21 protein-coding genes are annotated in these 24823 nt (G+C 67.9%); 8 read left to right on the forward strand and 13 right to left on the reverse strand.

Annotation, left to right across the window (positions count from 1 at the left end):
• Positions 1-97 precede the first annotated feature (97 nt).
• The 3 genes from EIP85_RS00970 to EIP85_RS00980 all read left to right on the forward strand — a co-directional run bounded on the left by EIP85_RS00970 (position 98) and on the right by EIP85_RS00980 (position 2805).
• Positions 98-1378, forward strand: coding sequence for a DUF2927 domain-containing protein (locus EIP85_RS00970; protein WP_241559851.1), 1281 nt, complete (start codon positions 98-100; stop codon positions 1376-1378).
• 4 nt (positions 1379-1382) lie between these two features.
• Positions 1383-1550 carry an apolipoprotein acyltransferase gene (locus tag EIP85_RS00975; RefSeq protein ID WP_127900265.1) on the forward strand — a complete coding sequence of 56 codons (168 nt, stop codon included), beginning with the start codon at positions 1383-1385 and terminating at the stop codon, positions 1548-1550.
• Between the two features lie 70 nt (positions 1551-1620).
• On the forward strand, positions 1621-2805 hold the full coding sequence (locus EIP85_RS00980) for a vWA domain-containing protein (RefSeq protein ID WP_127900266.1): 1185 nt from the start codon (positions 1621-1623) through the stop codon (positions 2803-2805).
• Between the two features lie 42 nt (positions 2806-2847).
• On the opposite strand, the gene EIP85_RS00985 is transcribed toward EIP85_RS00980, so the two are convergent.
• From EIP85_RS00985 to guaB, 3 genes are all read right to left on the reverse strand, one after another.
• Positions 2848-5130, reverse strand: a complete 2283-nt coding sequence (locus tag EIP85_RS00985; RefSeq protein ID WP_241559864.1) for an ATP-binding protein — start codon at positions 5128-5130, stop codon at positions 2848-2850.
• Between the two features lie 147 nt (positions 5131-5277).
• Positions 5278-6456: an RsmB/NOP family class I SAM-dependent RNA methyltransferase gene (locus tag EIP85_RS00990; RefSeq protein ID WP_127900268.1), complete on the reverse strand. Its 1179-nt coding sequence runs from the start codon at positions 6454-6456 to the stop codon at positions 5278-5280.
• A gap of 55 nt (positions 6457-6511) precedes the next feature.
• Positions 6512-7960 carry an IMP dehydrogenase gene (guaB, locus tag EIP85_RS00995; protein WP_127900269.1) on the reverse strand — a complete coding sequence of 483 codons (1449 nt, stop codon included), beginning with the start codon at positions 7958-7960 and terminating at the stop codon, positions 6512-6514.
• A 141-nt stretch (positions 7961-8101) separates the two neighbouring features.
• Here guaB and speB point away from each other — a divergent pair, with 141 nt between their 5' ends.
• Entirely contained in the window at positions 8102-9061 is a 960-nt protein-coding gene (gene speB, locus EIP85_RS01000; RefSeq protein WP_127900270.1) for an agmatinase, read from the forward strand.
• A gap of 234 nt (positions 9062-9295) precedes the next feature.
• Here speB and EIP85_RS22705 read toward each other — a convergent pair whose 3' ends face one another.
• From EIP85_RS22705 to EIP85_RS01025, 6 genes are all read right to left on the reverse strand, one after another.
• Positions 9296-9439, reverse strand: coding sequence for a hypothetical protein (locus EIP85_RS22705; RefSeq protein WP_164871614.1), 144 nt, complete (start codon positions 9437-9439; stop codon positions 9296-9298).
• Between the two features lie 145 nt (positions 9440-9584).
• Positions 9585-10673 carry an ABC transporter ATP-binding protein gene (locus tag EIP85_RS01005; RefSeq protein WP_127900271.1) on the reverse strand — a complete coding sequence of 363 codons (1089 nt, stop codon included), beginning with the start codon at positions 10671-10673 and terminating at the stop codon, positions 9585-9587.
• 16 nt (positions 10674-10689) lie between these two features.
• Positions 10690-12336 (reverse strand): alpha-amylase family glycosyl hydrolase, encoded by a 1647-nt coding sequence (locus EIP85_RS01010; protein ID WP_127900272.1) that lies wholly within the window; start codon positions 12334-12336, stop codon positions 10690-10692.
• Between the two features lie 6 nt (positions 12337-12342).
• Positions 12343-13488, reverse strand: a complete 1146-nt coding sequence (locus EIP85_RS01015) for a carbohydrate ABC transporter permease (RefSeq protein ID WP_127900273.1) — start codon at positions 13486-13488, stop codon at positions 12343-12345.
• Positions 13488-14468: a carbohydrate ABC transporter permease gene (locus tag EIP85_RS01020; RefSeq protein ID WP_127900274.1), complete on the reverse strand. Its 981-nt coding sequence runs from the start codon at positions 14466-14468 to the stop codon at positions 13488-13490. Before EIP85_RS01020 ends, EIP85_RS01015 begins: the two co-directional genes overlap by 1 nt.
• Before the next feature lie 66 nt (positions 14469-14534).
• Positions 14535-15899, reverse strand: a complete 1365-nt coding sequence (locus tag EIP85_RS01025) for an ABC transporter substrate-binding protein (RefSeq protein WP_127900275.1) — start codon at positions 15897-15899, stop codon at positions 14535-14537.
• 283 nt (positions 15900-16182) lie between these two features.
• Between EIP85_RS01025 and EIP85_RS01030 the strand changes: the two genes are divergently transcribed.
• From EIP85_RS01030 to EIP85_RS01040, 3 genes are read left to right on the forward strand one after another with little or no spacing between them, the layout of a single operon-like run.
• Positions 16183-17214: a substrate-binding domain-containing protein gene (locus tag EIP85_RS01030; RefSeq protein WP_127900512.1), complete on the forward strand. Its 1032-nt coding sequence runs from the start codon at positions 16183-16185 to the stop codon at positions 17212-17214.
• Between the two features lie 2 nt (positions 17215-17216).
• Positions 17217-18539 (forward strand): GH1 family beta-glucosidase, encoded by a 1323-nt coding sequence (locus EIP85_RS01035; RefSeq protein ID WP_127900276.1) that lies wholly within the window; start codon positions 17217-17219, stop codon positions 18537-18539.
• Positions 18540-18552: 13 nt separating this feature from the next.
• Positions 18553-19518: a glucokinase gene (locus EIP85_RS01040; protein ID WP_127900277.1), complete on the forward strand. Its 966-nt coding sequence runs from the start codon at positions 18553-18555 to the stop codon at positions 19516-19518.
• A gap of 139 nt (positions 19519-19657) precedes the next feature.
• On the opposite strand, the gene EIP85_RS01045 is transcribed toward EIP85_RS01040, so the two are convergent.
• Genes EIP85_RS01045 through EIP85_RS01060 form a run of 4 tightly spaced genes read right to left on the reverse strand, consistent with a single transcriptional unit; the run spans position 19658 to position 23961 of the window.
• Positions 19658-20443, reverse strand: a complete 786-nt coding sequence (locus EIP85_RS01045; RefSeq protein WP_127900278.1) for an FAD binding domain-containing protein — start codon at positions 20441-20443, stop codon at positions 19658-19660.
• A gap of 10 nt (positions 20444-20453) precedes the next feature.
• A complete protein-coding gene (locus EIP85_RS01050) occupies positions 20454-22823 on the reverse strand; it encodes a xanthine dehydrogenase family protein molybdopterin-binding subunit (RefSeq protein WP_127900279.1) in 2370 nt (789 codons plus the stop codon).
• 58 nt (positions 22824-22881) lie between these two features.
• Positions 22882-23367 carry a (2Fe-2S)-binding protein gene (locus EIP85_RS01055; RefSeq protein ID WP_127900280.1) on the reverse strand — a complete coding sequence of 162 codons (486 nt, stop codon included), beginning with the start codon at positions 23365-23367 and terminating at the stop codon, positions 22882-22884.
• A gap of 39 nt (positions 23368-23406) precedes the next feature.
• A complete protein-coding gene (locus EIP85_RS01060; RefSeq protein WP_127900281.1) occupies positions 23407-23961 on the reverse strand; it encodes an SRPBCC family protein in 555 nt (184 codons plus the stop codon).
• 130 nt (positions 23962-24091) lie between these two features.
• Between EIP85_RS01060 and EIP85_RS01065 the strand changes: the two genes are divergently transcribed.
• Positions 24092-24787 (forward strand): response regulator transcription factor, encoded by a 696-nt coding sequence (locus EIP85_RS01065; RefSeq protein ID WP_241559853.1) that lies wholly within the window; start codon positions 24092-24094, stop codon positions 24785-24787.
• The last annotated feature ends 36 nt before the right edge of the window (positions 24788-24823 follow it).

The raw sequence follows: 24823 nt of genomic DNA on the forward strand, positions 1-24823 counted from the left end.
GGCGCTTGCGCTGCTCGCCGGATGCGCCGCGCCGCCCGAGCCCGTGCGCCCGCCGCCCGCCCTGCCCCCGGCTCTTGCGGCCCAGCCGCTGCCGCCCATGAAGAGCTTCGGCCCGGTTCATACCCAGCCGCCGCAGCGGGCGAATTCCGACATGGCCCGGGATTTTCTCGACCTCTCCTTCCGGCTGGAGAGCGGGCGGACGCTGCCGATCCTGACCCGGTTCGACGGGCCGATCACCCTTTCCGTCACCGGCCGCCACCCTGCGATAGCCGACCGCGACCTGGCCGCCTTGCTCGACCGGTTCCGTCGCGAGGCGCATCTTGACATCCAAATGGCCCCGAAAGGCAGCGACGCCTCGATCCGGGTCGAATACCTGCCGCGGGCGACAATGCAGGCGGTGGTGCCGCAGGCGGCCTGCTTCGTCACGCCCAATGCAACCTCCTGGGCGGATTACAGGGCCAGCCGCAACACGCGCCGCGCCGACTGGGCCGCCTTGAAACGACGCACCCATCTCGCCGTCTTCATCCCCGCCGACACCTCGCCCCAGGACATCCGCGATTGCCTGAACGAGGAGATCGCCCAGGCGATGGGCCCGGTCAACGACCTCTACCGCCTGCCCGACAGCGTGTTCAACGACGACAATTTCAACTCCGTCCTGACCGGCTTCGACATGCTGATGCTGCGCGTCTACAACAGCCCCGAGCTGGCGAACGGCATGACCAGGGCAGAGGTCGCGGCGCGGCTGCCGGCGATCCTCGCGCGGCTGAACCCGGCGGGCGAGAAGCCCGGCACCGCCGCCCCACCGCCCTCGCCCCCGGGCTGGAAATATGCGATCGAGGCCGCGCTCGGGCCGCGCGGTACGGTGCGGCAGCGCAACCTCGCTGCCCGCGACGCACTGCGGATCGCGCTCGACAACCACCTCGACGATGCGCGGATGGCCTTCAGCTGGTATGTCCGCGCCCGCCTTGCCCTGCCGCGGGAGACCGAGACCGCGGTGACCGCGCTGGCGGAGGCCGACACGATCTATGCGCGCCTCCCCTCCACCGCGATCCACCGCGCCCATATCGCCCTGCAGATGGCGGCCTTCGCGCTGAGCGCGCATCAATGGGAGGTGGCGGCCAAGCTCTCTGACCGGTGGTTGCCGGCGGCGCGGCGGGCGCAGAACGCGGCGCTGATGTCCTCCTTCATGATGCTGAAGTCCCGCGCGCTGGACGGGATGGGACGTGCTGCCGCAGCAAAGGCGCTCTGGCTCGACAGCCTCGGCTGGGCGCGTTATGGCTTCGGCTCGGACAAGGCGGTGCGGGCACAGGAGGCGGAGATCCTCGACCTCACCGCCGATCGCGCGCCCGCGCCACCCGCGGGCCAGGGGGGGAAGTGAACGCATGATCGTCTTGGCCGCGATGCTCCTCGGGGCAATTTTCGGGGGCTGGCGCGCCTGGCGGCGCAAGGGCAACCGGCTCGACATCGCGCAATATGCCGGGGTCTACCTGATCCTCTTCGGGCTGATCGGCATGGTGCTGACGATCGTCCTGCAGCGGATTTATTTCTGACGCCCGGGGAGTTGCGCCCGGGCAAGAAACGCAGGACCATCACGCCGGTCGTCCGGCGGGGAGAGGCCCGATGTTCGCGCCCTTCCTGGAAACCCTGCGCAGCGCCGGCGTGCCGGTCAGCCTGCGCGAATACCTGAGCTTTCTTGCGGCCTTGCGCGCCGATCTTGCGGTCGGGGAGCCGGAGGCGTTCTACCACCTCGCCCGGCTGACCATGGTCAAGGACGAGCGTCACATCGACCGCTTCGACCGCGCCTTCGCCGCCTGTTTCCGCGGGCTGGAGACGATCGCGCCAGAGGCGGTGCTGGAGGCCCTCGCTCTGCCACCCGACTGGCTGGAGCGCGCGCGGGAGCTGGCCCTCACCCCCGAGGAGCGGGCCAGGGTCGAGGCGCTCGGCGGCCTCGAGGCGCTGATGGATGCGCTGCGCCAGCGGCTGGCCGAGCAGCGCGAGCGGCACGAGGGCGGATCGAAATGGATCGGCACCGGCGGCACCTCGCCCTTCGGCGCGCATGGCTACAATCCGGAGGGCGTGCGGATCGGTCAGGACGCCGGCCGCCATGGCCGTGCGGTGAAGGTCTGGGACCAGCGCGCCTTCCGGGATTATGACGACGGGGTGGAGATCGGGACCCGCAGCCTCCGCGTGGCCCTGCGCCGCCTGCGCCGTTGGGCCCGTGAGGGCGCGGCCGAAGAGCTCGACCTTGACGGGACGGTGCGCGCCACGGCCGAGCGCGGCTGGCTCGACCTCAAGACACGGCGAGAGCGGCGCAACGCGGTGCGCGTTCTCCTGTTCCTCGACACCGGCGGCAGCATGGATCCCTATGTCCGGCTGGTCGAAGAGCTCTTCAGTGCCGCAAGATCGGAGTTCAAGTACCTCGACGTGTTCTACTTTCACAATTGCCCCTACGAGAGCCTCTGGCGCGAGAACGCCCGCCGCAGGGAGCAGCAGATCCGGACAGAGGACATCCTCCACAGCTACGGCCCCGCCGCGAAATGCATCTTCGTCGGCGATGCCAGCATGTCGCCTTACGAGATCAGCCATGCCGGTGGCGCGGCCGAGCACTGGAATGCGGAACCCGGCGCGGCCTGGCTGCAGCGGATGCACGACCACTGGCCGGCCAGCCTCTGGATCAACCCTGTGCCAGAGTCCTACTGGGGCCTCACCCGCTCCATCGGCATGATCCAGGCGCTGATGGGTGGCGCGATGGTGCCGCTGACCCTCGACGGGCTGAACCGCGGAATCCGCCTGCTCGGCCACTAGGCCACGCGCCCGATCGCCCCGGCGCTGCCCCCGCCCTGCCGGTCAGTGAACCTGCCCCTGCACTGTCGCTGTCAACTCGCTGAGCGAAAACGGTTTTGGCAGGAAGACCGAATTCGGAATCCGGGCCTGGGTGTCGGAGAAGGCATCCTCCGCATAGCCCGAGACGAAGACCACCCGCACCTTGGGCCGCTTCTTCAGCGCCTCGCGCACCCAGGTTGGCCCATCCATTCCCGGCATGATCACGTCGGAGACGAAGACATCCACCTTCAGCTCCGGATCGGAGAGCATCTCCAGCGCCTGTTCGCCATTCTCCGCCTCAAGCACCGTGTAGCCCCTGAGCCGCAGCGCGCGCGAGGCGAAGGCGCGCACGGGCGCCTCGTCCTCCACCAGTAGGATCACGCTGCCGCCGGCGAGGCACTCCTCCAGTTCCGGCAGCGGGGTGCGCGCGGGGTCTTCCTGCCCAGCCCCCGGGTTCGGAGCCGAACTGTCGTCATGGGTCGGGAAATAAAGCGAAAAAGTCGTGCCCGTACCGACGATGCTGTCAACGAAGATGAAGCCACCGGTCTGCTTGACGATGCCATAGGCTGTGGAGAGGCCGAGGCCGGTGCCCTCGCCCGGCCGCTTGGTGGTGTAGAACGGCTCGAAGATCTTCGAAAGGCGGTCGGGCGCGATACCGCTGCCCTCGTCCCTCACCCGCACCACGGTATAGTCGCCCGCGGGCACCACCGCCCGGTCGCGATGCAGATCCTCCGTCAGCTCCCGGCTTTCCGTCTCGATCCAGATCCGCCCGCCCGCCGGCATCGCATCGCGCGCGTTCACGATCAGATTCATCAGCGCCTGTTCCAGCTGCCGCTTGTCCGCCCGGATCGGCGCAAGGCTGTCGTCGTAGGAACGCACGAGGGTTACCTTCTCCCCCACCAGCCGGTTCAGAAGATGTGTCAGATCGCCGAGAACGTCGTGAAGGTCCAGCACCTCCGGCGTCATCGTCTGCTTGCGCGAGAAGGCCAGAAGCTGGCGCACCAGGCTGGCCGCGCGATTGGTGTTCTGGCGCACCTGAACAAGGTCGCCATAGTCCGGGTCGTCTTTCTCGTGCCGCAGCAGGAGCAGGTCGCAATGACCTGAAATTGCGGTAAGAAGATTATTGAAGTCATGTGCCACGCCCCCGGCGAGCTGGCCGATCGCCTGCATCTTCTGGCTTTGGACGACCTGCGCCTCCAGCGTCTTCAGCTCGGTCGCGTCGCTGAGCACGGCGAGGATACCGGACGTGCCATGATCGATGGTGCGGCGCAGCGAGATCTGCAGGAAGCGGTTTTCGCCCAACCGGGTCGCGCGGAGCACTTCCGACCGGTTCTGGCCGCGGCCTGCGGCGGTGTCGGTCAGCCAGTCCGCCACCGGCCGGCCCAGCCCCTCCACCAGGTCGGTAAACATCGGCGCCTCGTCCCGCGCGAGGCCGAGAAGCTCTCGCCCAAGACGGTTTGCGGCCCGGAGCGCGCCCCCGGCCGAGATCCGTGCGAGGGCAACGGGAAGCTCCTCGAACATCGCCTCTTCCGGGCCGAGCGCGCGTTCGCCGATGGCCGAGGCCGTCAGCAGGTAGATCTCGCGCCGGTCGCCTGCGCCCTCGACCTCGGCGACCAGTGCGCGCAAGGCACCGCTGGTGGTGGAGACGACCGCCTCCTCGCCGCTGCGAAGGGGCAGCTGCCGGAAGATCCGGTCCAGCGTTTTCGGGCGCCCGCCCACCAGACGGCGCAGCGCGTCGTTCATGTAAAGGATCTTGCCGGATTTCTCGGCGATCAGCATCGGCAGGCCGACCGCCTCTGCCCCGCGCACGCCCCCGGACCGGTCCAGCATCTCCTCCAGCCGCCAGAGGAAACTGCCGCGCGCGATACGGTGGACCGAAAGGCGGGCATGGCCGCGGCGGGTCACGACATCCTCGCGTGCGGCACCGACGGCGCCGGCTTTGGATTGAAGGCGAAACATTACCGCCGACGGGTTGGTGAAGAGGTTACCGGTGGCACGCGTGAAGCTTTGCCCGTCGAAACGGCCGAAGCGCTCCTGCGCGGCGCGGTTCTCGAACAGGACGGCACCGTCGGCATCGGTGCCGAACGTGGGTGCGGCGTCATGCTCGACAATGGCCATGACCTGACGTTGCAACTTCAGGCGGCTGTGCCGGCGCAGGATCCCGAGTCCCGAGGCCAGCAGGGCGATGGCCAAAAAGACCCCGCCGGTGGAGGCGAAGGCCAACCGGCCAATCGGATTTTCGACAAGAACGGCCCCGCCAAGACAGACGGCGGCCAGCAGTGCCACCCAGCGCAGCCGGGCCATCATCCCCTCGGTGGGGCCGGCCGGCGACAGCTGAGGAAGCGCCGGGTGCGACACGTGCCTTGCTCCGTTATAAGAATCGAGCCCGCCCATTCGGCGGCAAAAAGCTTAAGCCTCAATTAACGGAAAACTCACACGCAAAGGTTGCACAAATCAAGCGCTATCGCGTCGCATCAGTGCGCAATAAAAGCCGTCGCCACCGTCCAGCGGGGTCAGGCGACGCTGCCGCTCAAGCCGCCAGCCGGGATGAGCGGAAAGAAACCCCGTGATCTGGTCGGCATTCTCACTGTCGAGCAGCGAGCAGGTGGCATAGGCCAGCCAGCCACCCGGCGCGACCCACGGCGCGATTTTCACAAGGATTTCGTACTGTATGCCCCGAAGCTCATCCAGCCGCCCGGGCGAGAGCCGCCATTTCGCCTCCGGCGCGCGGCGCCAGCTGCCGCTTCCGGAACAGGGGACGTCGGCCAGGATAAGATCGAAGGGCGCGCGTTCCGCGATACCTGCCGTCCCGACGGTCTCGATCTCCGCCCCGGCCCGTGCGGCACGGGCGGGAAGGTCGCGCATGCGGGCCGCGTCGGCATCATGGGCGAAGATCCGGACGGGCGCCCGGGCGGCGAGCGCGAGGCTCTTGCCGCCGCCGCCGGCGCAATAGTCAAGAACACGGTTGCCCGGCGCGAGTGGCAACATCTCTACCACAGCCTGCGAGGCCGCGTCCTGCAACTCCACAACCCCGTTGCGATAGGCCTCCGAGTTCTGGATTTTCCGCGCCCCTGCAGTCACTTCCAGCGCGCTCTTCGCAAGCGGATGGGGCATCGTCTCGATCCCCTCGCGGGCCAGCGCGGCCTGTGCCGCGTCGCGGCTCGTGCGGGCGAGATTGACCCGCAGGAAGACCGGCGCACGGTGGCGCAGGGTCTCCATCACCGCCTGGTAATCCGGGCCCAGGCTCTGCTTCAGCTCGGGCGCGAGCCACGCGGGAACATCCAGCGCCACCTCGGGATCAAGCGACAGAGTGCTGGCAAGATGCGCCTTTTCCGGCCCGGTCAGCGGTGCGGGTGCATGCGGCGCGCCGGTGAAGAGCGCCTCCGGCCCCTCACCATGGCCGCGGAGCGCGCCCAGCATCAGGCCCCGGCCCGTTTCCGCCCCGCCGAGCGCGGCGAAGGAGCGGCGGCAGCGCAGCGCGTCGAACACATGATCGCGCACCGCCGCCCGGTCGGAGGATCCGGCGAAGCGGCTCGCCCGGGCCCAGCGGGTCAGCGCCTGCTCGGCTGGCGCACCGGCGAGCATCGTGTCGAGGATCTCGACGGCGGCCTGGACGCGGGCGGCCGGCGTCATGGGCCCGACCCGAAGATCGCCGGGCAGGCCGTTGACACCGAAGACTTATACACCCTCAACCGACCCGGTAGTTCGGGCTTTCGCGGGTGATCTGCACGTCATGCACATGGCTTTCGCGCAGGCCAGCCCCGGTGATGCGGACAAAGCGGCAGTTCTTCCGCATCGCCTCGACCGTGCCGTTGCCGGTATAGCCCATCGCGGCCCGCAGCCCGCCGACGAGCTGATGGACCACGGCGGCGGCGGAACCCTTGTAGGGAACCTGGCCCTCGATCCCTTCCGGCACCAACTTGTCGGAGGCCGCATCCTTCTGGAAGTAGCGGTCTGCCGACCCGCGGGCCATCGCGCCGAGGCTGCCCATGCCGCGGTAGCTCTTGTAGCTACGGCCTTGATAGAGAATGAGTTCCCCCGGGCTCTCATCGGTCCCGGCGATGGCGGAGCCGACCATTGCGCAAGAGGCACCCGCGGCGATCGCCTTGGCAAAATCGCCGGAGAACTTGATGCCGCCATCGGCGATAACGGGGATGTCCCCGGCCGCACCCGCTGCATCCATGATCGCGGTCAGCTGCGGCACGCCGACACCCGCCACCACGCGGGTGGTGCAGATCGAGCCCGGCCCGATGCCGACCTTCACCGCGTCCGCCCCGGCGCCGATCAGGGCGCGGGTGGCCTCTGCGGTCGCCACGTTCCCGGCAACCACCTGTACGGCGTTGGACAGCGCCTTGATGCGTTCCACCGCGCGAGCCACGCCTTCGGAATGGCCATGGGCGGTGTCGATCACGACCATGTCCACCCCGGCCTCGATCAGCGCCTGGCTGCGTTCGAAGCCTGCATCGCCCACGGTGGAGGCGGCTGCGACACGAAGGCGGCCAAGCTCGTCCTTGCAGGCATGGGGGTTCAGGACGGCCTTCTCGGTGTCCTTCAGGGTCAGAAGGCCTGTGAGCCTACCCTCGCCGTCGGTGACGAGGAGTTTCTCGATCCGGCGCGCCTTCATCAGGCTCTTGGCCTGGTCGAGGTCGGCCGGCTCGCGCAGCACGGCGAGGTTGTCGGCCGTCATCATCACCCGCACGGGTGTCTTGTCGTCGGAGGCGAAGCGCATGTCGCGGTTGGTGACGATGCCGACGAGATGGCCGGCGGCGTCGACCACCGGGAATCCGGTGACATTGTAACGGGCCTGCAGGGCCTTGGCGTCCGCCAGCGTCTGGTCCGGGGTCAGCGTGATCGGGTTGTAGACCACGCCGGATTCGAAGCGCTTGACGCGGCGGACCTCGTCGGCCTGCTCCTCCAGTCCAAGGTTGCGGTGGATCACGCCGATGCCGCCGGCCTGGGCCATGGCGATGGCCATCCGGGCCTCGGTCACCGTATCCATCGCCGAGCTCAGAAGCGGGATGTTCATGCGGATCGAACGTGTGACGAAGGTGGCCGTATCCGCGTCCGAAGGCAGGACGGAGGATGCGGCGGGCACCAGCAGCACGTCATCGAAGGTAAGCGCCTCGCGAATCTCCATGGGAGCCTCCTGGGGAGTGTTCGTTTGGCGGTTCCCTATTTCACGCATGGGATGGAAAGGAAAGCCCCAAATCTTGCGGTTTGACGGGGCCCTTGCCGGGGCCCGCCTGCTGGACCAGTCTGGCGGCAAAGAGGGAGGCGCATGATGGCACATGGCTATGAACAGGGGCGGCTGAACCTGCCCTTCGTGGGGATTTCGACCTTCGGCAAGCGGCCCTATGTCGAGGACTGGTCCGCGATCGAGGCGGAGGTGGCGGTGCTTGGCGCGCCCTTCGACTTCGGCACACAATTCCGCGCCGGCGCGCGCTTCGGGCCGCGGGCGATCCGCGAGGCCTCGACGCTGTTTTCCTTCGGCCACGCAGGGGCTTACGACCACGAGGACGACGCGACATACCTTGGCCCGGAGGTGCGGATCGTCGATATCGGGGATGCCGATATCGTCCATACCGACACCGAGGCGAGCCATGCGAATATCGAGACCGGGGTTCGCGCGATCCTGAAGGCGGGGGCGCTGCCGGTGGTGCTGGGGGGCGATCACTCGGTCAACATTCCCTGCATCCGGGCCTTCGACGACCAGGGGCCGATCCATATCCTGCAGATCGATGCGCATCTCGATTTCGTCGATGTGCGTCACGGTGTCCGCCATGGTCACGGCAACCCGATGCGGCGCGCGGCAGAGAAGGAATATGTGAGCGGAATCACGGCCCTAGGGATCCGCAACGTGTCGTCGACGGCGAAGGAAGGGTACGAGGCGGCGCGGCGGATGGGGGATGATTTCCTGTCCGTGCGGCAGGTCCGGAAGCTGGGAACGGAAGCCGTTCTGGCGCGGATCCCGAAGGGGGCGCGGCTATATGTGACGATCGATATCGACGGCTTCTGCCCCTCGATCGCGCCGGGGACCGGGACGCCGAGCCATGGCGGGTTTCTGTACTACGAAGTGCTTGAAATCCTTCAGGGCGTGGCCCGGGAACACGAGGTGGTGGGCATAGACCTCGTCGAGGTCGCACCGGATTACGATCCGACGGGATCGACCGGGATCCTGGCGGCGCAGGTGCTTCTGAACTTCCTGGGGTTCATCTTCCATGCCAGGGGCCGGAGATAAAGATCGGCCGGTAATGGCCTAGCATTGCAGAAAAAACGCCCTGCCGTTTCAGCACCGATTTGACACCGCTTTCGCACCGTAAGTGTACCGTATTTCGGGATGGTGCATTAACGCGAGCTTAAGACCGTCCGCCCCTGGGGGGCGGACGGGCGCTGGCCCGGCGGGCTTCGCCCGATCTGTCGGGCCACGGTGCGTAATGGGCCAGGAAGAAACGGAACCGGCCCAAGCTGGGGCTTACTTCTTGCCCTTCTGCTGCGACTCGGTGATGCGCGTCGCGCTGTTGGCAGTGGCCCCCATGCCGGCGGTCGCCAGGACCTTCGGCTTTTCCTTCTTCGGTTTCTTCGCTTCCCGGTTGCCGTGCATCTGACCCTTGGCCATTGCTCATGCCTTCCCCGGCCTGGGCCCCGGTCCGCCCCCATGGGCGGCAGGGCAAAGGGCGCGCCGGGATGCGGAGGACGAAGCGTCCCCCGCGCGCTTCCTTCGCGGAAGATGTGGGCTTGCGCCCTTCCGCTGTCAATCGGGCTCAGCGGTAAAGGAGCGAGCGGCCGTTGGCAAAGAGGTGCACCTTCTTCGGATCGGCGGCAAGGCGGATCACCTTGTGGCGTAGATCGGAGTGGATGCCCGGGAGCTTGGCGATCACCGGATCGCTTTCGCCAAGGGTCTCGAAGTACAGCAGCGTCACTTCGCCGAGCGCCTCGATGATGTCCACCCTGCCCTCGTAGACGTGGTCCTCGCCCTCGGTCGGCACCATGTCCTCGGGCCGGACGCCGAGGCGGACCTTCAGGCCCTTGTCGCTGTCCTGCGTCGGAATCGCCGCACGGACGACGCCGCCGGAGGCGAGGCTGACCTTGGTCTCGGCGCCGGTTTCGAGGATCTCCCCGTCCAGCAGGTTCATCTGCGGAGAGCCGATGAACTGGGCGACGAATTCGTTTTCCGGCCGCTCGTAAAGCTCGAGCGGCGTGCCGACCTGCGAGATACCGCCGCCCGCCAGCACGACGATGCGGGAGGCGAGCGTCATCGCCTCCACCTGGTCGTGGGTGACGTAGATCATGGTGGAGTCCGGCATGTTCTCCTTCAGCTGCGCGATCTCGATCCGGGTCGCGACGCGCAGCGCCGCGTCGAGGTTCGAGAGTGGCTCGTCGAAGAGATAGACCTTCGGGTCGCGCACGATGGCGCGGCCGATGGCGACGCGCTGTCGCTGGCCGCCGGAGAGCGCCTTGGGCAGCCGGTCGAGATAGGGGGTCAGCTGCAGGATGCGGGCAGCCTTGTCGACGGCGGCGTCGATCTCCGCCCTCGACTTCTTGGCGATCTTCAGGGCGAAGGCCATGTTGTCGCGCACCGTCATGTGCGGGTAGAGCGCGTAGGACTGGAACACCATGGCGATGCCGCGCTGGGCGGGCGGCATGTCGTTCACCCTTATGCCGTCGATCTCCAGCGTGCCGCCGGTGATCTTCTCGAGCCCCGCGATCATCCGCAGCAGCGTCGACTTCCCGCAGCCCGAGGGGCCGACGAAGACGATGAGCTCGCCCTGCTTGATGTCCAGATCGATGTGCGACAGGACCTGGACCTCGCCATAGGACTTGGCCACGTCCTTCAGTATCAGATCAGCCATCTCGGCCTCCTCCCCCTCACCCCTCCCGCCGGGCCAGGCAGATCTGCCATGGCCCTAGCGCAGCTTCATTTCCGCTCAGATCCGTCACCGCGCCGAGATCGGCGCCGACAGCTTGCCAGCGCCCGTTCGGCAGGGCGACCCTTGCCGCCGCATCGCCGAGGTTGGCGGCGCAGAAGATTGCCTCGCCGCCGTCCCGGCGCAGGATGCTGAAAACGTCGCCCTCGGCCCGCATCCCCTCGGAGCTGCCGCGGATCAGCGCCGGATGGGCGCGGCGGAAGGCGATGGCGCGGCGGTAGTGGTGGATGAGGGCGCCCGGATCGCGCTCCTCCTCGGCCACGGCGAGCGGCAGATGGGTGGACGGGACCGGCAGCCAGGTTCGCGGCGCGGCGGAGAAGCCGCCGCTGGCGTTGTCCTTCTGCCAGACCATCGGGGTGCGGCAGCCGTCGCGGCCCTTGAACTCCGGCCAGAACTCGATGCCGTAGGGATCCTGCAGATCCTCGAAGGAGAGCTCCGCCTCGGGCAGGCCGAGCTCCTCCCCCTGATAGAGGCAGACCGAGCCGCGCAGGCACATCTGCAGCGTCGTGAAGAGCCGTGCCTCGGCCGGGCCGAGGTTCCAGCGGCTGATATGACGGATGACGTCGTGGTTCGAATAGGACCAGCACGGCCAGGCATCGGCAGAGGCGGCCTCCAGCCGGGTGAAGGTCTCGGCCAGGAACGACGCGGTGGGCCGGCTCGGCTGCAGCAGCTCGAACGGGTAGCACATCTGCACCTTGTCGCCGCCCGAGGTGTATTCGGCCATGATCTCCAGCCCATGCTGGGCGTCGCCGACCTCGCCCACGGCGGCCGCGTTGAAGGGCGCCAGCACGCTGCGGAAGCGCTTGAGGAACTCCAGGTTCTCCGGCTGGTTCTTGGAGAAGAGGTGGAGCTGGTGGTTGTAGGGGTTCACCGAGGGCGCGATGGAATTGTTGCGAAGCTCCTTCGGGAGCGAGGGATTGTCGCGCAGGTACTTGTCGGCGAAGTAGAAGTTGATCGTGTCGAGGCGGAAGCCGTCGGTGCCGCGGGCAAGCCAGAAGCGGGCCACATCCAGCAGCGCGTCCTGCACCGCCGGGGTGTGGAGGTTGAGGTCGGGCTGCGAGGACAGGAAGTTGTGCAGGTAATACTGCTCGCGCCGCGCTTCCCAGGCCCAGGCCGAGCCGCCGAAGATCGACAGCCAGTTGTTGGGCGGCGTGCCGTCGGGCTTCGGGTCGGCCCAGACGTACCAGTCCGCCTTGGGATTGTCGCGGCTGGAGCGGCTTTCGCGGAACCATTCGTGCCGGTCCGAGCTGTGCGAAAGCACTAGGTCGATCAGCACCCTCAGCCCCAGCTCGTGCGCGCGGGCGATCAGCGCGTCGTAATCGGCCAGCGCGCCGAAGATCGGATCGACATCGCAATAGTCGGAGACGTCATAGCCGAAGTCCTTCATCGGCGAGGGGAAGAAGGGGCTGATCCAGATCACCTCGGCCCCGAGCGAGGCGATATGGTCGAGCCGGGCGGTGATCCCCTTGAGGTCGCCGATGCCGTCACCGCTCGAATCCTGGAAGCTGCGCGGGTAGACCTGATAGATCACCGCGCCGCGCCACCAGTCACCGGCGGCAAGCCGTTTCTCTGTCGTCAAATCAGTCATTTTCCGTCATTTCACCGAGCCGGCGAGAAGGCCGCGCACGAGGTATTTCTGAAGGGCGAAGAACACGATCAGCGGAACCGCGATCGAGACGAACGCGGCGGAGGCCAGCACGCCCCAGTCGCCGCCGCGCGAGCCGAGGAGGTCGTCGGCGATCTTGACGGTCATCACCTTGGTGTCGGTGTTGGCCGGCAGGAAGACCTTGGCGACGAGCAGGTCGTTCCAGGTCCAGAGGAACTGGAAGATCGCGAAGCTCGCCAGCGCCGGGAAGGAGAGCGGCAGGACGATCCGGCGGAACACCTGGAAATCCGTCGCCCCGTCGACCTTGGCGCTTTCTATGATGTCGCGCGGCAGGCCGACCATGTAGTTCCGCAGGAGATAGATCGCGAGCGGCAGGCCGAAGCCGGTGTGCGCGAACCAGATGCCGAGGAAGCTCTGCCCGATGCCCACGTCCTGGTGGAGCCGCAGGAGCGGAACCAGCGCCAGCTGCAGCGGCACCACCAGCAGCCCCACGATCGCGGCGATCAGCAGGCCCCGGCCGGGGAAGTCCATCCAGGCCAGCGCGTAGGCCGCGAAGGCCGCGATCAGGATCGGGATGATCGTGGCCGGGATCGTCACCGTGAAGGTGTTGATGAAGGCCTGCCCCATGCCGTCTGCGAACAGGACCTCGCGGTAGTTCTGCAGCGTCAGGCTGGGCGGGACGGCGACCTGGAAGTAGATCCGCGGCGCGTATTCGGGCTTGTCGGTCTGGGTGACGGTGAAGCTGCCGTCGCGCTTGACGGTCAGCAGGCTGCCGTCGCGCATCTTGGCGGTCTTGCCGGGCGCGAACTCGGCCGGCTTGAAGCCCGAGATGCCGAAGGCAGAGACCGCATCCGCGCCGCTCAGCTTGTTGTGGCCGTCCTTCAGCACGTTGCCGGTGAAGACCCAGGACCCGTCGGCGGCCTGCTTGAGGCTGTCCATGCTCGCCTCGGTCCGGAAGGCCTGCTTCACCGGGAAGGCTGCGTCCCACCAGCCGGTGCGCGCGATCTGGTCGGGCGTGCGGAAAGAGGAGACGAGCAGGCCGACCGTCGGGATCAGCCAGAGCACGACCATCACGAAGACGGAGATGTTGACGGCCCAGGTGAGGGACGACTTCTGTCCGGCGATACCATCCATCAGCGCAGCTCCTTGCGGGCCTGAACGATGTTCCAGACCATCACCGGCAGGACGACGACCATGATGACCATGGCCACCGCCGTGGCGCGGCCGTCATCGCGGAACATGTAGGACATCATGTACGACGGCAGGATCTGGGTTCCGAAGTTGCCGCCGGTGGTGGTGTAGACGATATCGAAGATCTTCAGGACGAGGATGGTGATCGTGGTCCAGACGACCATGATCGTCGGCATGATCTGCGGCACCTTGATCCTGAAGAAGATCTGGAACGGGTTGGCGCCGTCGATCACCGCGGCCTCCACCGTTTCCTCCGGGATGCCGCGCAGCGCGGCCGAGAGGATGACCATGGCGAAGCCGGTCTGGATCCAGATCAGGATGACCATCAGGAAGAAGTTGTTCCAGAACGGGATCTGAAGCGGGTCGATCGGCGCGCCGAAGCCGAGCCAGGCGCGGATCGCGTTGATCAGGCCGATCTGCGAATTGTTGGCATAGACGAATTTCCAGATCAGCGAGGCGCCGACGAAGGAGATCGCCATCGGCATGAAGATCAGCGACTTGGCGATGTTGCCCCAGCGCAGACGGTCGGTCAGCTGGGCGGCCAGCAGCCCGAGGAAGGTCGCCGCCGCAGGCACCACCAGCACCCAGAGGAAGTTGTTCAGAAGCGCGCGCCGGAAGGCCGGGTCGCCCCAGAGCGCAAAGTAGTTGCCCGCCCCGATGAACTGGTTCCCGTCGCGGTTGAAGAGCGAGCGGTAGAACGAGCCGAAGACCGGGTAGGCCAGGTAAAGGCCGGCGGCGAAGATCGCGGGCGCCAGGAACAGCCAGGGCCGGACCATGTTCGCCCTGTTGATGTTGCGCCCCGGATCGCGCCCGCGGGCCGGGAAGATGACGGTGTCGAGCAGGATGTTCGACAGGTAGAAATAGGCCACGCATCCGCCCACGCCGAGCACGATGGTGATGGCCCCCTGAAGCAGTGGCGACATCCGAGTCCTCCCCCCGAGGTCGACCCCGCCCGCGGTCTGCCGCGGACGGGGCGCATGTTCAGATCATCACTTGATGGAGTTCCAGCGGTCCTGGACGTCCTTGGCGATCTGCTCGGCCGACTTGTCGCCGGTCGTATAGGCCACCATCGCCTTCCAGAACGCGTCCGTCCCGATCTCGCCCGGCATCTGATCGGAGCCGTCGAAGCGGAAGGTCGTCGCGTCGGTCAGGATCTTGCCCTCGTGGCGCAGCGTGTCGTCCTTGTAGGCCGCCGGGCTGACCTGCTTGTCGGGCGTAAGGAACCCGCCGTCGGCCATCCAGACTTCCTGCGCGATCGGGGTCTTCAGCCACTGGATGAAGGCATCGGCCGCCTTGTTGTCCTTGGTGATGCCGAAGAGGGTGCCCGCGCCCTCCACCGGCTTGCCGAGGTCGGGCTTGGAGGCATAGGGCGGGAAGTAGAAGAAGTTCACGTCCCGGCCGACCTGGGTGCCCTTCGGGAAGAAGGTCGGGATGAAGGAGGCCTGCTTCATCATGTAGCACTTCGGCGGGAAGGTGAAGAGACCCTTCGGCGCGTCGCGGAAGTCGGTCGTCGCGGCCGACTGCGGCCCGCCGGCGACGAACTTCGGGTTCTTCGCGAACCAGCCGTATTCCTTGATCGCGTCGATGATGCGCGGGTCGGTGAACTTCACCTTGTTGGTGACCCAGCCGTCATAGACCGAGGGCGGCTGCTGGCGCAGCAGGATGTCTTCCACCCAGTCGGTCGCGGGCCAGCCTGTCGCGGCGCCCGAGCCCAGACCGATGCACCACGGCGTGCCGCCGTCCGCGACGATCTTCTTGGTGAGCGCCTTCAGCTCCTCCATCGTCTGCGGGATCTTGTAGCCGGCTTCCTTGAAGTTCTCCGGCACGTACCAGACCAGCGACTTCAGGTCCGCCTTGTAGGGGAAGGTGTAGAGGTTGGACTCGCCCTTCGGGCCCTTGTAGGTGCTCAGGTCGACCCAGGACTTGCCCGCGGCATAGTTGTTCTGGAGCCAGGCGGTGTCATCCTTCGGCAGCGGCGTCAGGAACCCCTGGCGCGCCATGTCGGCGGCGAGACCCGGCTGCGGGAAGACGGCGATGTTGGGCGGGGTGCCGGCCTTGGCGGCGATGACGATATCGCTCTCGAAGCTTTCCGAGCCGGAGTAGTTCACCGTCGCCCCGGTCGCGGCGCGGAAATAGTCCAGCATCATCTCGACGTGGTCCTTGTCGGCGCCGGTCCAGGGGCCGGTGATCGTCAGGGTCTGGCCCTTCAGGTCGTGCGCCTTGGCGAAGTCGTGATAGCTGCTCCAGTCGAAACGGTTGGGCTGGCTGTCGACCTTGTATTTCAGATCGACCGCACCCGCCGCGCCGGCCGCGAGCCCGAGGGCTGCAACCGCCGTCATCAGTTTACCGAACATAAATTCTCCTCCCGGTTTTATGCCGTGCCGCGCCGGTTCGTGCCGAGGCGCGTGAATTCGGAATCATTCCCAAACCGCTTTGGGTGCCCCACCGTCGCCGATCCGGCTTCACAAGTCAATGTTTTGCCCGGTGAGCCCGGCCCCGCGGCGCGGATGCTGCAGCGCCACAAGGGATTTTTCGCGGGCGCAGCACCGCCCGCCGATGGGAAATGGCTTTGACGCCCCCGCCGGGGCTGGGTACAGTCCGACGACATTTGAAAACGCTTTGGACGATTTCGCCCCGATGAACCTGAAGGAACTTGCCAGTACGCTCGGGCTTTCGCCAACGACGGTGTCGCGGGCGCTCAACGGGTATCCGGAGGTGAACGAGGCCACCCGTGCCCGCGTCGTCGCGGCGGCGCGCCAGCATCATTACCAGCCGAACACGCGGGCGATCCGGCTCGCCACCGGGCGGGCGATGGCGATCGGGCATGTCATCACCGTCTCGACCAAGCACGAGATCGTGAACCCGATCTTCGCCGATTTCATCGCCGGCGCGGGCGAGACCTACCTGCGCCGCGGCTATGACATGCTGCTGACGGTGGTGACCGACGCAGACGAGCCGCGCGCCTATCGCGAGCTGAAGAGCCGGGGCACGGTGGACGGCATCATCGTCCACACGCCCAAGGCCAAGGATCCGCGCATTGGGCTTCTGCACGAGATCGGCCTGCCCTTCGTCGTCCACGGCCGGGCGACCGGCGCGGCGGAGCCCTATTCCTGGCTCGACGTGAACAACCGCCGCGCCTTCCAGCGCGCGACCAACTTCCTGATCGACCTCGGGCACCGCCGGATCGCGCTGATCAACGGCCTCGAATACATGGATTTCGCGATCCGCCGCCGCTCCGGCTACGAGAACGCGCATCAGGAGCGCGGCCTTGTCCCCGACCCCGCGCTGATGCGGTCCGACGAGATGACCGAGACCTACGGCCACCGCGCCGCGCTGGAGCTGCTGGCCCAGCCCGACCCGCCGACGGCCTTCCTCGTCTCCTCGATGATCCCGGCGATCGGCGTGCGCCGCGCGATCGAGGAGCGCGGGCTGAAACTTGGCCGAGACGTCTCGGTCATCACCTTCGACGACGAACTCTCCTACCTCAGGAACGGGGAGGATCTGCCGATCTTCACCGCCACCCGATCCTCCGTCCGCGAGGCCGGGCGGCAGGCGGCGGCGATGCTGATCGACCTGATCGAGGACCCGGCGAAAGAGCCGCTGACACGGATGTTCGAGGCCGAGCTGATGGTGGGCATGTCCACCGGGCCCGCCCCCGCCAGAGGATAAACATGACTTTCACGCGCAAGGACTTTCCCGAGGGCTTCCTGTTCGGGGCCGCGACCTCCAGCTATCAGATCGAGGGCCATGCCTTCGGTGGCGCCGGGCGGACGCATTGGGACGATTTCGCCGCCACCCCGGGCAACGTCGTCCGGTCCGAGAACGGCGCGGTGGCCTGCGACCACTATCACCGGATGGAGGAGGATCTGGACCTCGTCGCCGGGGCCAATTTCGACCTCTACCGCTTCTCCACCTCCTGGGCTCGGGTGCTGCCGGAGGGGCGCGGCGCGGTCAATGACGAGGGGCTCGACTTCTACGACCGGCTGGTCGACGGGCTTCTGGCGCGCGGGCTGAAGCCGGCGGCGACGCTCTATCACTGGGAACTGCCATCGCCGCTTGCCGATCTGGGCGGCTGGCGCAACCGCGACATCGCCGGCTGGTTCGCCGATTTCACCGAGGTCCTGATGCGGCGGATCGGCGACCGGCTCTGGTCGGCCGCGCCGATCAACGAGCCGTGGTGCGTGGGCTGGCTGTCGCATTTCCTCGGGCAACACGCGCCGGGGCTGCGCGACATCCGCGCCACCGCGCGGGCGATGCATCACGTGCTTCTGGCCCATGGCCGCGCGATCGAGACGATGCGGGGGCTGGGGATGACCAACCTCGGCGCGGTCTGCAATCTCGAATACGCCACGCCCGCCGAGGATACGCCCGAGGCACGGGCCGCCGCCGCGCGCTATGACGCGATCTACAACCGCTGGTTCCTTTCGGGCATCTTCAACGGCCAGTACCCGGCCGAGACACTGGAGGGGCTGGAGCCGCATCTGCCGGCGGGCTGGCAGGACGATTTCACCACCATCGGCCAGCCGCTCGACTGGCTGGGGCTGAACTACTACACCCGTAAGCTGATCGCCCCCGATCCCGGGCCCTGGCCGCATTACCGCGAGGTCGAAGGCCCGCTGCCGAAGACCCAGGTGGGATGGGAGATCTACCCCGAGGGGCTCCATGAATTCCTCATCCGCGCCCATCGCGATCATGCAAGGGGCCTGCCGATTCATGTCACCGAGAACGGCATGGCGAACGCCGACCGGCTGGTCGCAGGGGCGGTCGAGGATCCGCAGCGCCTGTCCTATATCGAGGCGCATCTGGCGCAGGTGCGCCGCGCCATAGCAGAGGGCGTGCCGGTCGCGGGCTATTACATCTGGTCGCTGATGGACAATTACGAATGGGCGCTGGGATACGAGAAGCGCTTCGGTCTCGTCCATGTCAACTTCGAGAGCTTGCAGCGCACCCCGAAAGCGTCCTATCACGCCCTCGCCCGTGCGCTCGCGCGCTGATCCGGAGGCCGAGATGCTCCCCCCGAACACCTATTCGCTGGTCGCCGATATCGGAGGGACCAACACGCGGGTGGCCCTTGCGGAGGGGACGGCGCTGAAGCCGGGCTCGATCCGGCGCTACCGCAACACGGATTTCCCCGGGCTCGAAAGCGTCATCCGCCGCTATATCGAGGAGGAGGAGGGCGTCGACTGCGCCGGGGCCTGCGTCGCCGCGGCCGGGCCGGTGCGGGACGGGGTCGCCCATATGACCAACCTCGACTGGACCATCGAACCCGCGATGCTGGCGCGCGCGGCGGGAGCCGAGAAGGTCGCCATCCTCAACGACCTGCAGGCGCAGGGCCATGCGCTGGGCGCGCTGGCGCCAGAAAGCCTGCGGCCCGTCGTCGAGGGGCCGCAGGCGGCGGCACATGCGGCCAAGCTGGTCATCGGGGTTGGCACCGGCTTCAACGCAGCCCCGGTGCACGAGGCGCCGGGGGGCCGGATCGTCGCGGCCTCGGAATGCGGGCATGTGAACATGCCGGTGCGGACCGAGGCGGATCTGCGCCTGGCGCATTTCGTCGAGACCGCGCATGGGTTCCCGGGCGTCGAGGACGTGCTGTCGGGCCGCGGGCTGGAACGGCTCTACGCCTGGGTCGCCTCGGAGGCCGGCAGTCCCGCGGAGAAGAAGGCCGCCGAGATCATGGCCGCGCTGGAGGATGGCAGCGACCCGCTTGCCGCCACGGCGGCGCGGGCCTTCGTGCGGCTCTTCGGATCGGAGGCAGGGAACCTCGCGCTGACCCACCTGCCCTTCGGCGGGATCTTCCTGGTCGGTGGCGTGGCCCGCGCCTTTACCGCGCATCTGGGCCCGATGGGCTTCACCGAGGCCTTCCGCGACAAGGGCCGCTTCGCCGGCTTCATGCAGAATTTCCCGGTCTGGATCATCGAAGACGACTACGCCGCCCTGACCGGCTGTGCCGCCTACCTCGCCGCCCTGCCCTGAGCGCGTTGCCCGGTGAACGGGCAACGCACCGGCTTACATCCGTGTGCAGATATTCCCGCCAATGGTCTCCCCCAGCGGGGCAAGGTACTATGGGGGCTCCCGCGCCAGGCGGAAGCCCCCGTACTCGCTACGAAACCGGTCAGGCCGCGGCGACCGCCCGGCCGGTGAGAACCTTGACCAGATGGGCCCGGTATTCGGCCGAGCCGTGCAGGTCGGAGATCATGTCGCCCGTCGGCGGGGCGAGGCCCGCGAGTGCGGCGGCCGAGAAGCCGCCCGATAGCGCCTTCTCCGCCTCCGCCCAGCGGAACACGCCGTCGGCCGAGGCCCCGGTGACGGCGACGCGCGCGCCCTGCCCGGTCCTGGCGACGAACACCCCGACAAGGGCGAAGCGCGAGGCGGGCTGGGCGAACTTCTCATAATGCGCCTTTTCCGGGACCGGGAAGCGGACGGCGGTGATGATCTCTCCCGGCTCCAGCGCGGTGGCGAACATGCCCTGGAAGTAGTCGTCGGCGGCGATCTCGCGCCGGTCGGTGACGATGGTGGCGCCGGAGCCGAGCACCGCGGCCGGGTAGCAGGCCGAGGGGTCGTTGTTGGCCAGGCTGCCGCCGATCGTGCCGCGGCTGCGCACCGCCGGGTCGCCGATCCCGCCCGCCAGCGCCGCAAGCGCGGGATAGGCGGCGCGGGCCTCCTTCGCCACGGTGGCGTGCGGGGTGCCGCCGCCGATGGTCAGCGTGCCGCCGGACAGGCTGACCCCCGACATCTCGGCGATGCCGGAGAGGCTGACCAGCACCGCGGGTGCGGCGAGGCGCTGCTTCAGCGTCGGGATCAGCGTCTGGCCGCCGCCGAGGGCCTGGGCGTCCTCCGCGGCGAGCGCCTTGACGGCCTCGGCCACGGTCTTGGGCCTTACGAAGTCGAACGCGTACATGGCTCTCTCCTCATCCCTCGTGCATCGCCGCCCAGACCCGCGAGGGGGTCAGCGGCATGTCGATGTCCTTGATCCCGTAGCCGCCGGCCTGAAGCGCGTCGACGACGGCATTGACCACCGCGGGGGGCGCGCCGATGGCCCCGGCCTCGCCGCAGCCCTTCACGCCGAGCGGGTTGTGCTCGCACCGGGTGACGCAGGAATGGTCCACGGTGAAGCCCGGCACGTCGCCGGCGCGCAGGATGGCGTAGTCCATCAGCGAGCCGGAGACGAGCTGGCCGCTCTCGTCATAGACGGTGTGTTCCAGCAGCGCCTGGCTGATGCCCTGGGCGATGCCGCCGTGCTGCTGGCCTGCCACCACGACCGGGTTCAGCACCACGCCGAAATCGTCGGCGGCTACGAAGCGCATCACGGTCACGGCGCCGGTGTCGGGGTCGACCTCGACCTCGCAGCCGTAGGCGCCCGCGGGGTAGACGAAATTCGCCGGATCGTAGAAGGCGGTCTCCTCCAGCCCGGGCTCCAGCGTCTCCATCGGGTAGTTGTGAGGCACGTAGGCGGTCAGGCAGATCGTGGCCCAGTCGACCGCCTTGTCGGTGCCGGCGACGGTGAACTTACCGTCGGCCACCTCGATGTCGGCATCCGAGGCCTCCAGCAGATGGGCGGCGATCTTCTTGGCCTTGGCGATGATCTTGTCGGTCGCCTTGGCGATGGCCGATCCGCCGACCGCCGCCGAGCGCGAGCCGTAGGTGCCCATGCCGAAGGGGGTCTTGTCGCTGTCGCCATGGACGATATCCACCAGCCCCGCGTCGATGCCGAGCTTGTCGGCAACGATCTGGGCGAAGACTGTCTCGTGCCCCTGCCCGTGGCTGTGGGTGCCGGTCAGGACCGAGATGCCGCCAGTCGGGTTCACCCGCACCGTCGCGCTTTCGTAGAGCCCGGCGCGGGCGCCGAGTGCGCCGATCAGCCGCGAGGGCGCGAGGCCGGAGGCCTCGACCCAGGTCGAGAAGCCGAAGCCGCGCAGCTTGCCGCGCGCCTCGCTTTCGGCCCGGCGCTTGGCGAAGCCCGCGTAATCCGACAGCTCCAGCAGCTTGTCGAGCGTGGCGTGGTAATTGCCGCTGTCATAGACCACGGCCATCGGCGTCTGGTAGGGGAACTCCTCCGGCTTCACGAAGTTGCGCCGCCGGATCTCTGCCTGGTCGATGCCCATCTCGCGCGCCGCCTTGTCGACCACGCGTTCGAGCTGGTAGCTGCCCTCCGGCCGGCCCGCGCCGCGATAGGCGTCGACCGGGACGGTGTTGGTGAAGACCCCCTTCACATGAACATGGGCGACCGGCGTGCGGTAGGGCCCGCCCGCGGCTGGGCCGTGCAGGTAGGTCGGCGTGACGGTGGCGAAGAGGCGCAGGTAGGCGCCGAGATTGGCCATCGTCTCGGTCCGGAAGGCCAGGAACATGCCGTCCTTGTCGAGCGCCAGCTGGATCTTCGTCACATGGTCGCGGCCCTGCGCGTCGGAGATGAAGGCCTCCGACCGGGTCGCGGTCCATTTCACCGGGCGGCCGACGAGCTTGGCGGCATGGGTGACGAAGCATTCCTCGTTGTAGTTGTAGATCTTGGAGCCGAAGCCGCCGCCGACGTCGGGGGCGACGACGCGCAGCTTGTGCTCGGGGATCTGCAGCGTGAAGGTGCCCATCACCAGGCGGATCACATGCGGGTTCTGGCTGGTGGTGTAGAGCGTGTAATGGTCCATCGGCCGGTCATAGAGGCCGATTGCCGCGCGCGGCTCCATCGCGTTGGCGACGCAGCGGTTGTTCACCAGTTCCAGCGTGGTGACGTGATGCGCGCTCTCAAAGGCCGCGTCGACCTTGGCCTTGTTGTCATCGACAAAGCCCCAGTCGAAGCAGAGGTTGGAGTCGATGTCCTCGTGCAGTTTCGGGGCCCCCGGCGCCAGCGCGGCGGCCATGTCGACGACGGCGGGAAGCTCCTCGATCTCCAGCTCGATCGCCTCGGCGGCGTCGCGGGCCTGTTCAAGCGTTTCCGCCACCACCCCGGCGATCGGCTCGCCGATGTGGCGGACCTTGCCCTCGGCAAGGATCGGGTGCTTCGGCTCGGCCTGGGGCGTGCCGTCGCGGTTGGTGACCTGCCAGGCGGTGATCATGCCGCCGGCATGGGCGAAATCCTCTGCCGTGATCACCCGCAGCACCCCAGGCATGGCCGCAGCTGCCGCGGTGTCGAGCCGCGTGATACGGCCGTGGGCCACGTCGGAGCGCAGGAACCAGACATAGGCCTGGCCGTGCAGGTTGATGTCGTCGGTGTAGCGGCCGTCTCCGGCCAGGAAGCGCAGGTCCTCGCGCCGCTTCATCGGGGCGCCAATGCCGTCCTTGGGCATGTTTTCCTCCCTCAAGCGATGCGCGCGCGGCGCATCCTGGATGCGTGAAAATCGCCGCTCATTCCGCCGCGATCGTGGCAGGGTCCTGACCGGAGGCCGCGAGCACGGCCTTGACGATGTTGTGGTAGCCGGTGCAGCGGCAGATGTTGCCCTCGAGATAGGTGCGGATCTCCGCCTCGCTGGGCGTCGGGTTTTCCGCCAGAAGCGCGGCCGCGCTCATCACCATGCCGGGGGTGCAGAAGCCGCATTGCAGCCCGTGGTGATCCTGAAACGCCTGCTGCACGCGGCCGAGCGAGCCATCGGCATTGGCCATGCCCTCGATCGTGGTGATCTCGGCGCCGTCGAGGTCCAGCGCGAAGGCGGTGCAGGATTTCACCGGAACGCCGTTCACATGCACCACGCAGGCGCCGCATTGCGAGGTGTCGCAGCCGACATGGGTGCCGGTCATCCCCAGCCCCTCCCGCAGGAACTGGACGAGGAGCGTCCGGCCCTCGACCTCTCCCGAAACCGCGCGCCCGTTGACGCGCATGGCCACCTTCGGCATGTCTTCCTCCCTTGATCCGGACTGGCAGAGGCCGGGGCCTCAGCCGATCATGCGTTTGAACCAACCCTTCTTGCGCCCGCCCTCGGGCGTGTCGCCCGGGCCGGTGCCTTCGCTGTCCTCCGCGGCCTCTTTCTCCGCCTCGCTCGCCTCCTCCGGCGGTTCGACGGCGGTCTTGAGGCGTTCGAAGAAATCCTCGGCGAGCTTTTTCGCAAAGCCGTCGATCAGGCGGCTGCCGAGTTGGGCGAGCTTGCCGCCCACCTTGGCCTCCACCGTGTAGCTGAGCAGCGTGCCGCCCTCCTCGGGTTCGAGCCGCACCTTGGCGCCGCCCTTGGCGAAGCCCGCGGGGCCGCCCTTGCCTTCGCCCGTCAGCGTCAGCGACTGGCCCTCGACGATGTCGGAGAGCGTGACCTGCCCGTTGAAGCGCGCCTTCACGGGCCCGACCTTCTGAACGACGACGGCCTCGAAGCCTTCCTCGGGCGAGCCGGTCAGCGACTCGCAGCCCGGGATGCAGGTCTTGAGCGCCTCCGGGTTGAGGATCGCCGCCCAGACGAGATCGGGGGCCGCCCTGATCTGGCGTGTGCCTTCCAGTTCCATGAACCCTCACTCCCTATGCAACCGAGTCTACGGGGCGCCGGGCCGCGGCGCCATCTGACCAAAGTCGTAGCCGGGGCCGCGCGCGGTAGCGGCGGGGCGCGGGCTTTGCTAGCCTTGCCAAAACGGGTTGATGGACATGCAGAGCACCGAGACCGCCCGCCCCCGCCCTGCCTTCGCCACGGCGCTGGTGGTCGATGATCACCCGCTGTTCTGCGAGGCGCTGGCGCTGACGCTGAAGGCGGTGGCCGGGATCGGCGCCGTGGAGACCGTCGGGCGGCTGGAGACGGCGCTGGAGCGGATGGGGCGGGAGCCGCGGCCCGACGTTGTGGTGCTCGACCTCAACCTGCCCGACGTGACCGGCTTCGACGGGCTGATCCGGGTCTCCGCCGCGGCGCCGGACGTGCCGGTGGTCGTGGTTTCCTCTCTGGCCGACAACCGCTCGATCTCGGCCGCGCTTGCCGCCGGTGCGGCGGGCTTCGTGCCAAAGCATTCGACGCGCGAGATCTTCCGGGCGGCCTTCGCCGCGCTGGCGGCGGGGCGGCCGTACCTACCCGAGGGCTTCAGCCCATCCGAGACGCCAGACGCCGGGCGGCGCGAGGATGCGATCGCGCGGCTGAAACTTCTGACCCGCCAGCAGGCGGTGATCCTGCAGCTGATCTGCGAGGGCAAGCTGAACAAGCAGATCGCCTACGAGCTCTCCATCGCCGAGACCACGGTGAAGGCCCATGTCACCGCGATCATGCGAAAGCTCGGGGTGCTGAGCCGCACCCAGGCCGTGCTTGTCGCGCGCGAGGCGGATTTCGGGCGGGACTTGCCAGCAGGCTGAGCCCTGCCTACGGTTTCCGGCAGGGTTGGAGGGCCG

The organism is Solirhodobacter olei (assembly GCF_004010155.1).
In the GTDB taxonomy this organism is placed as follows: Bacteria; Pseudomonadota; Alphaproteobacteria; order Rhodobacterales; family Rhodobacteraceae; genus Solirhodobacter; species Solirhodobacter olei.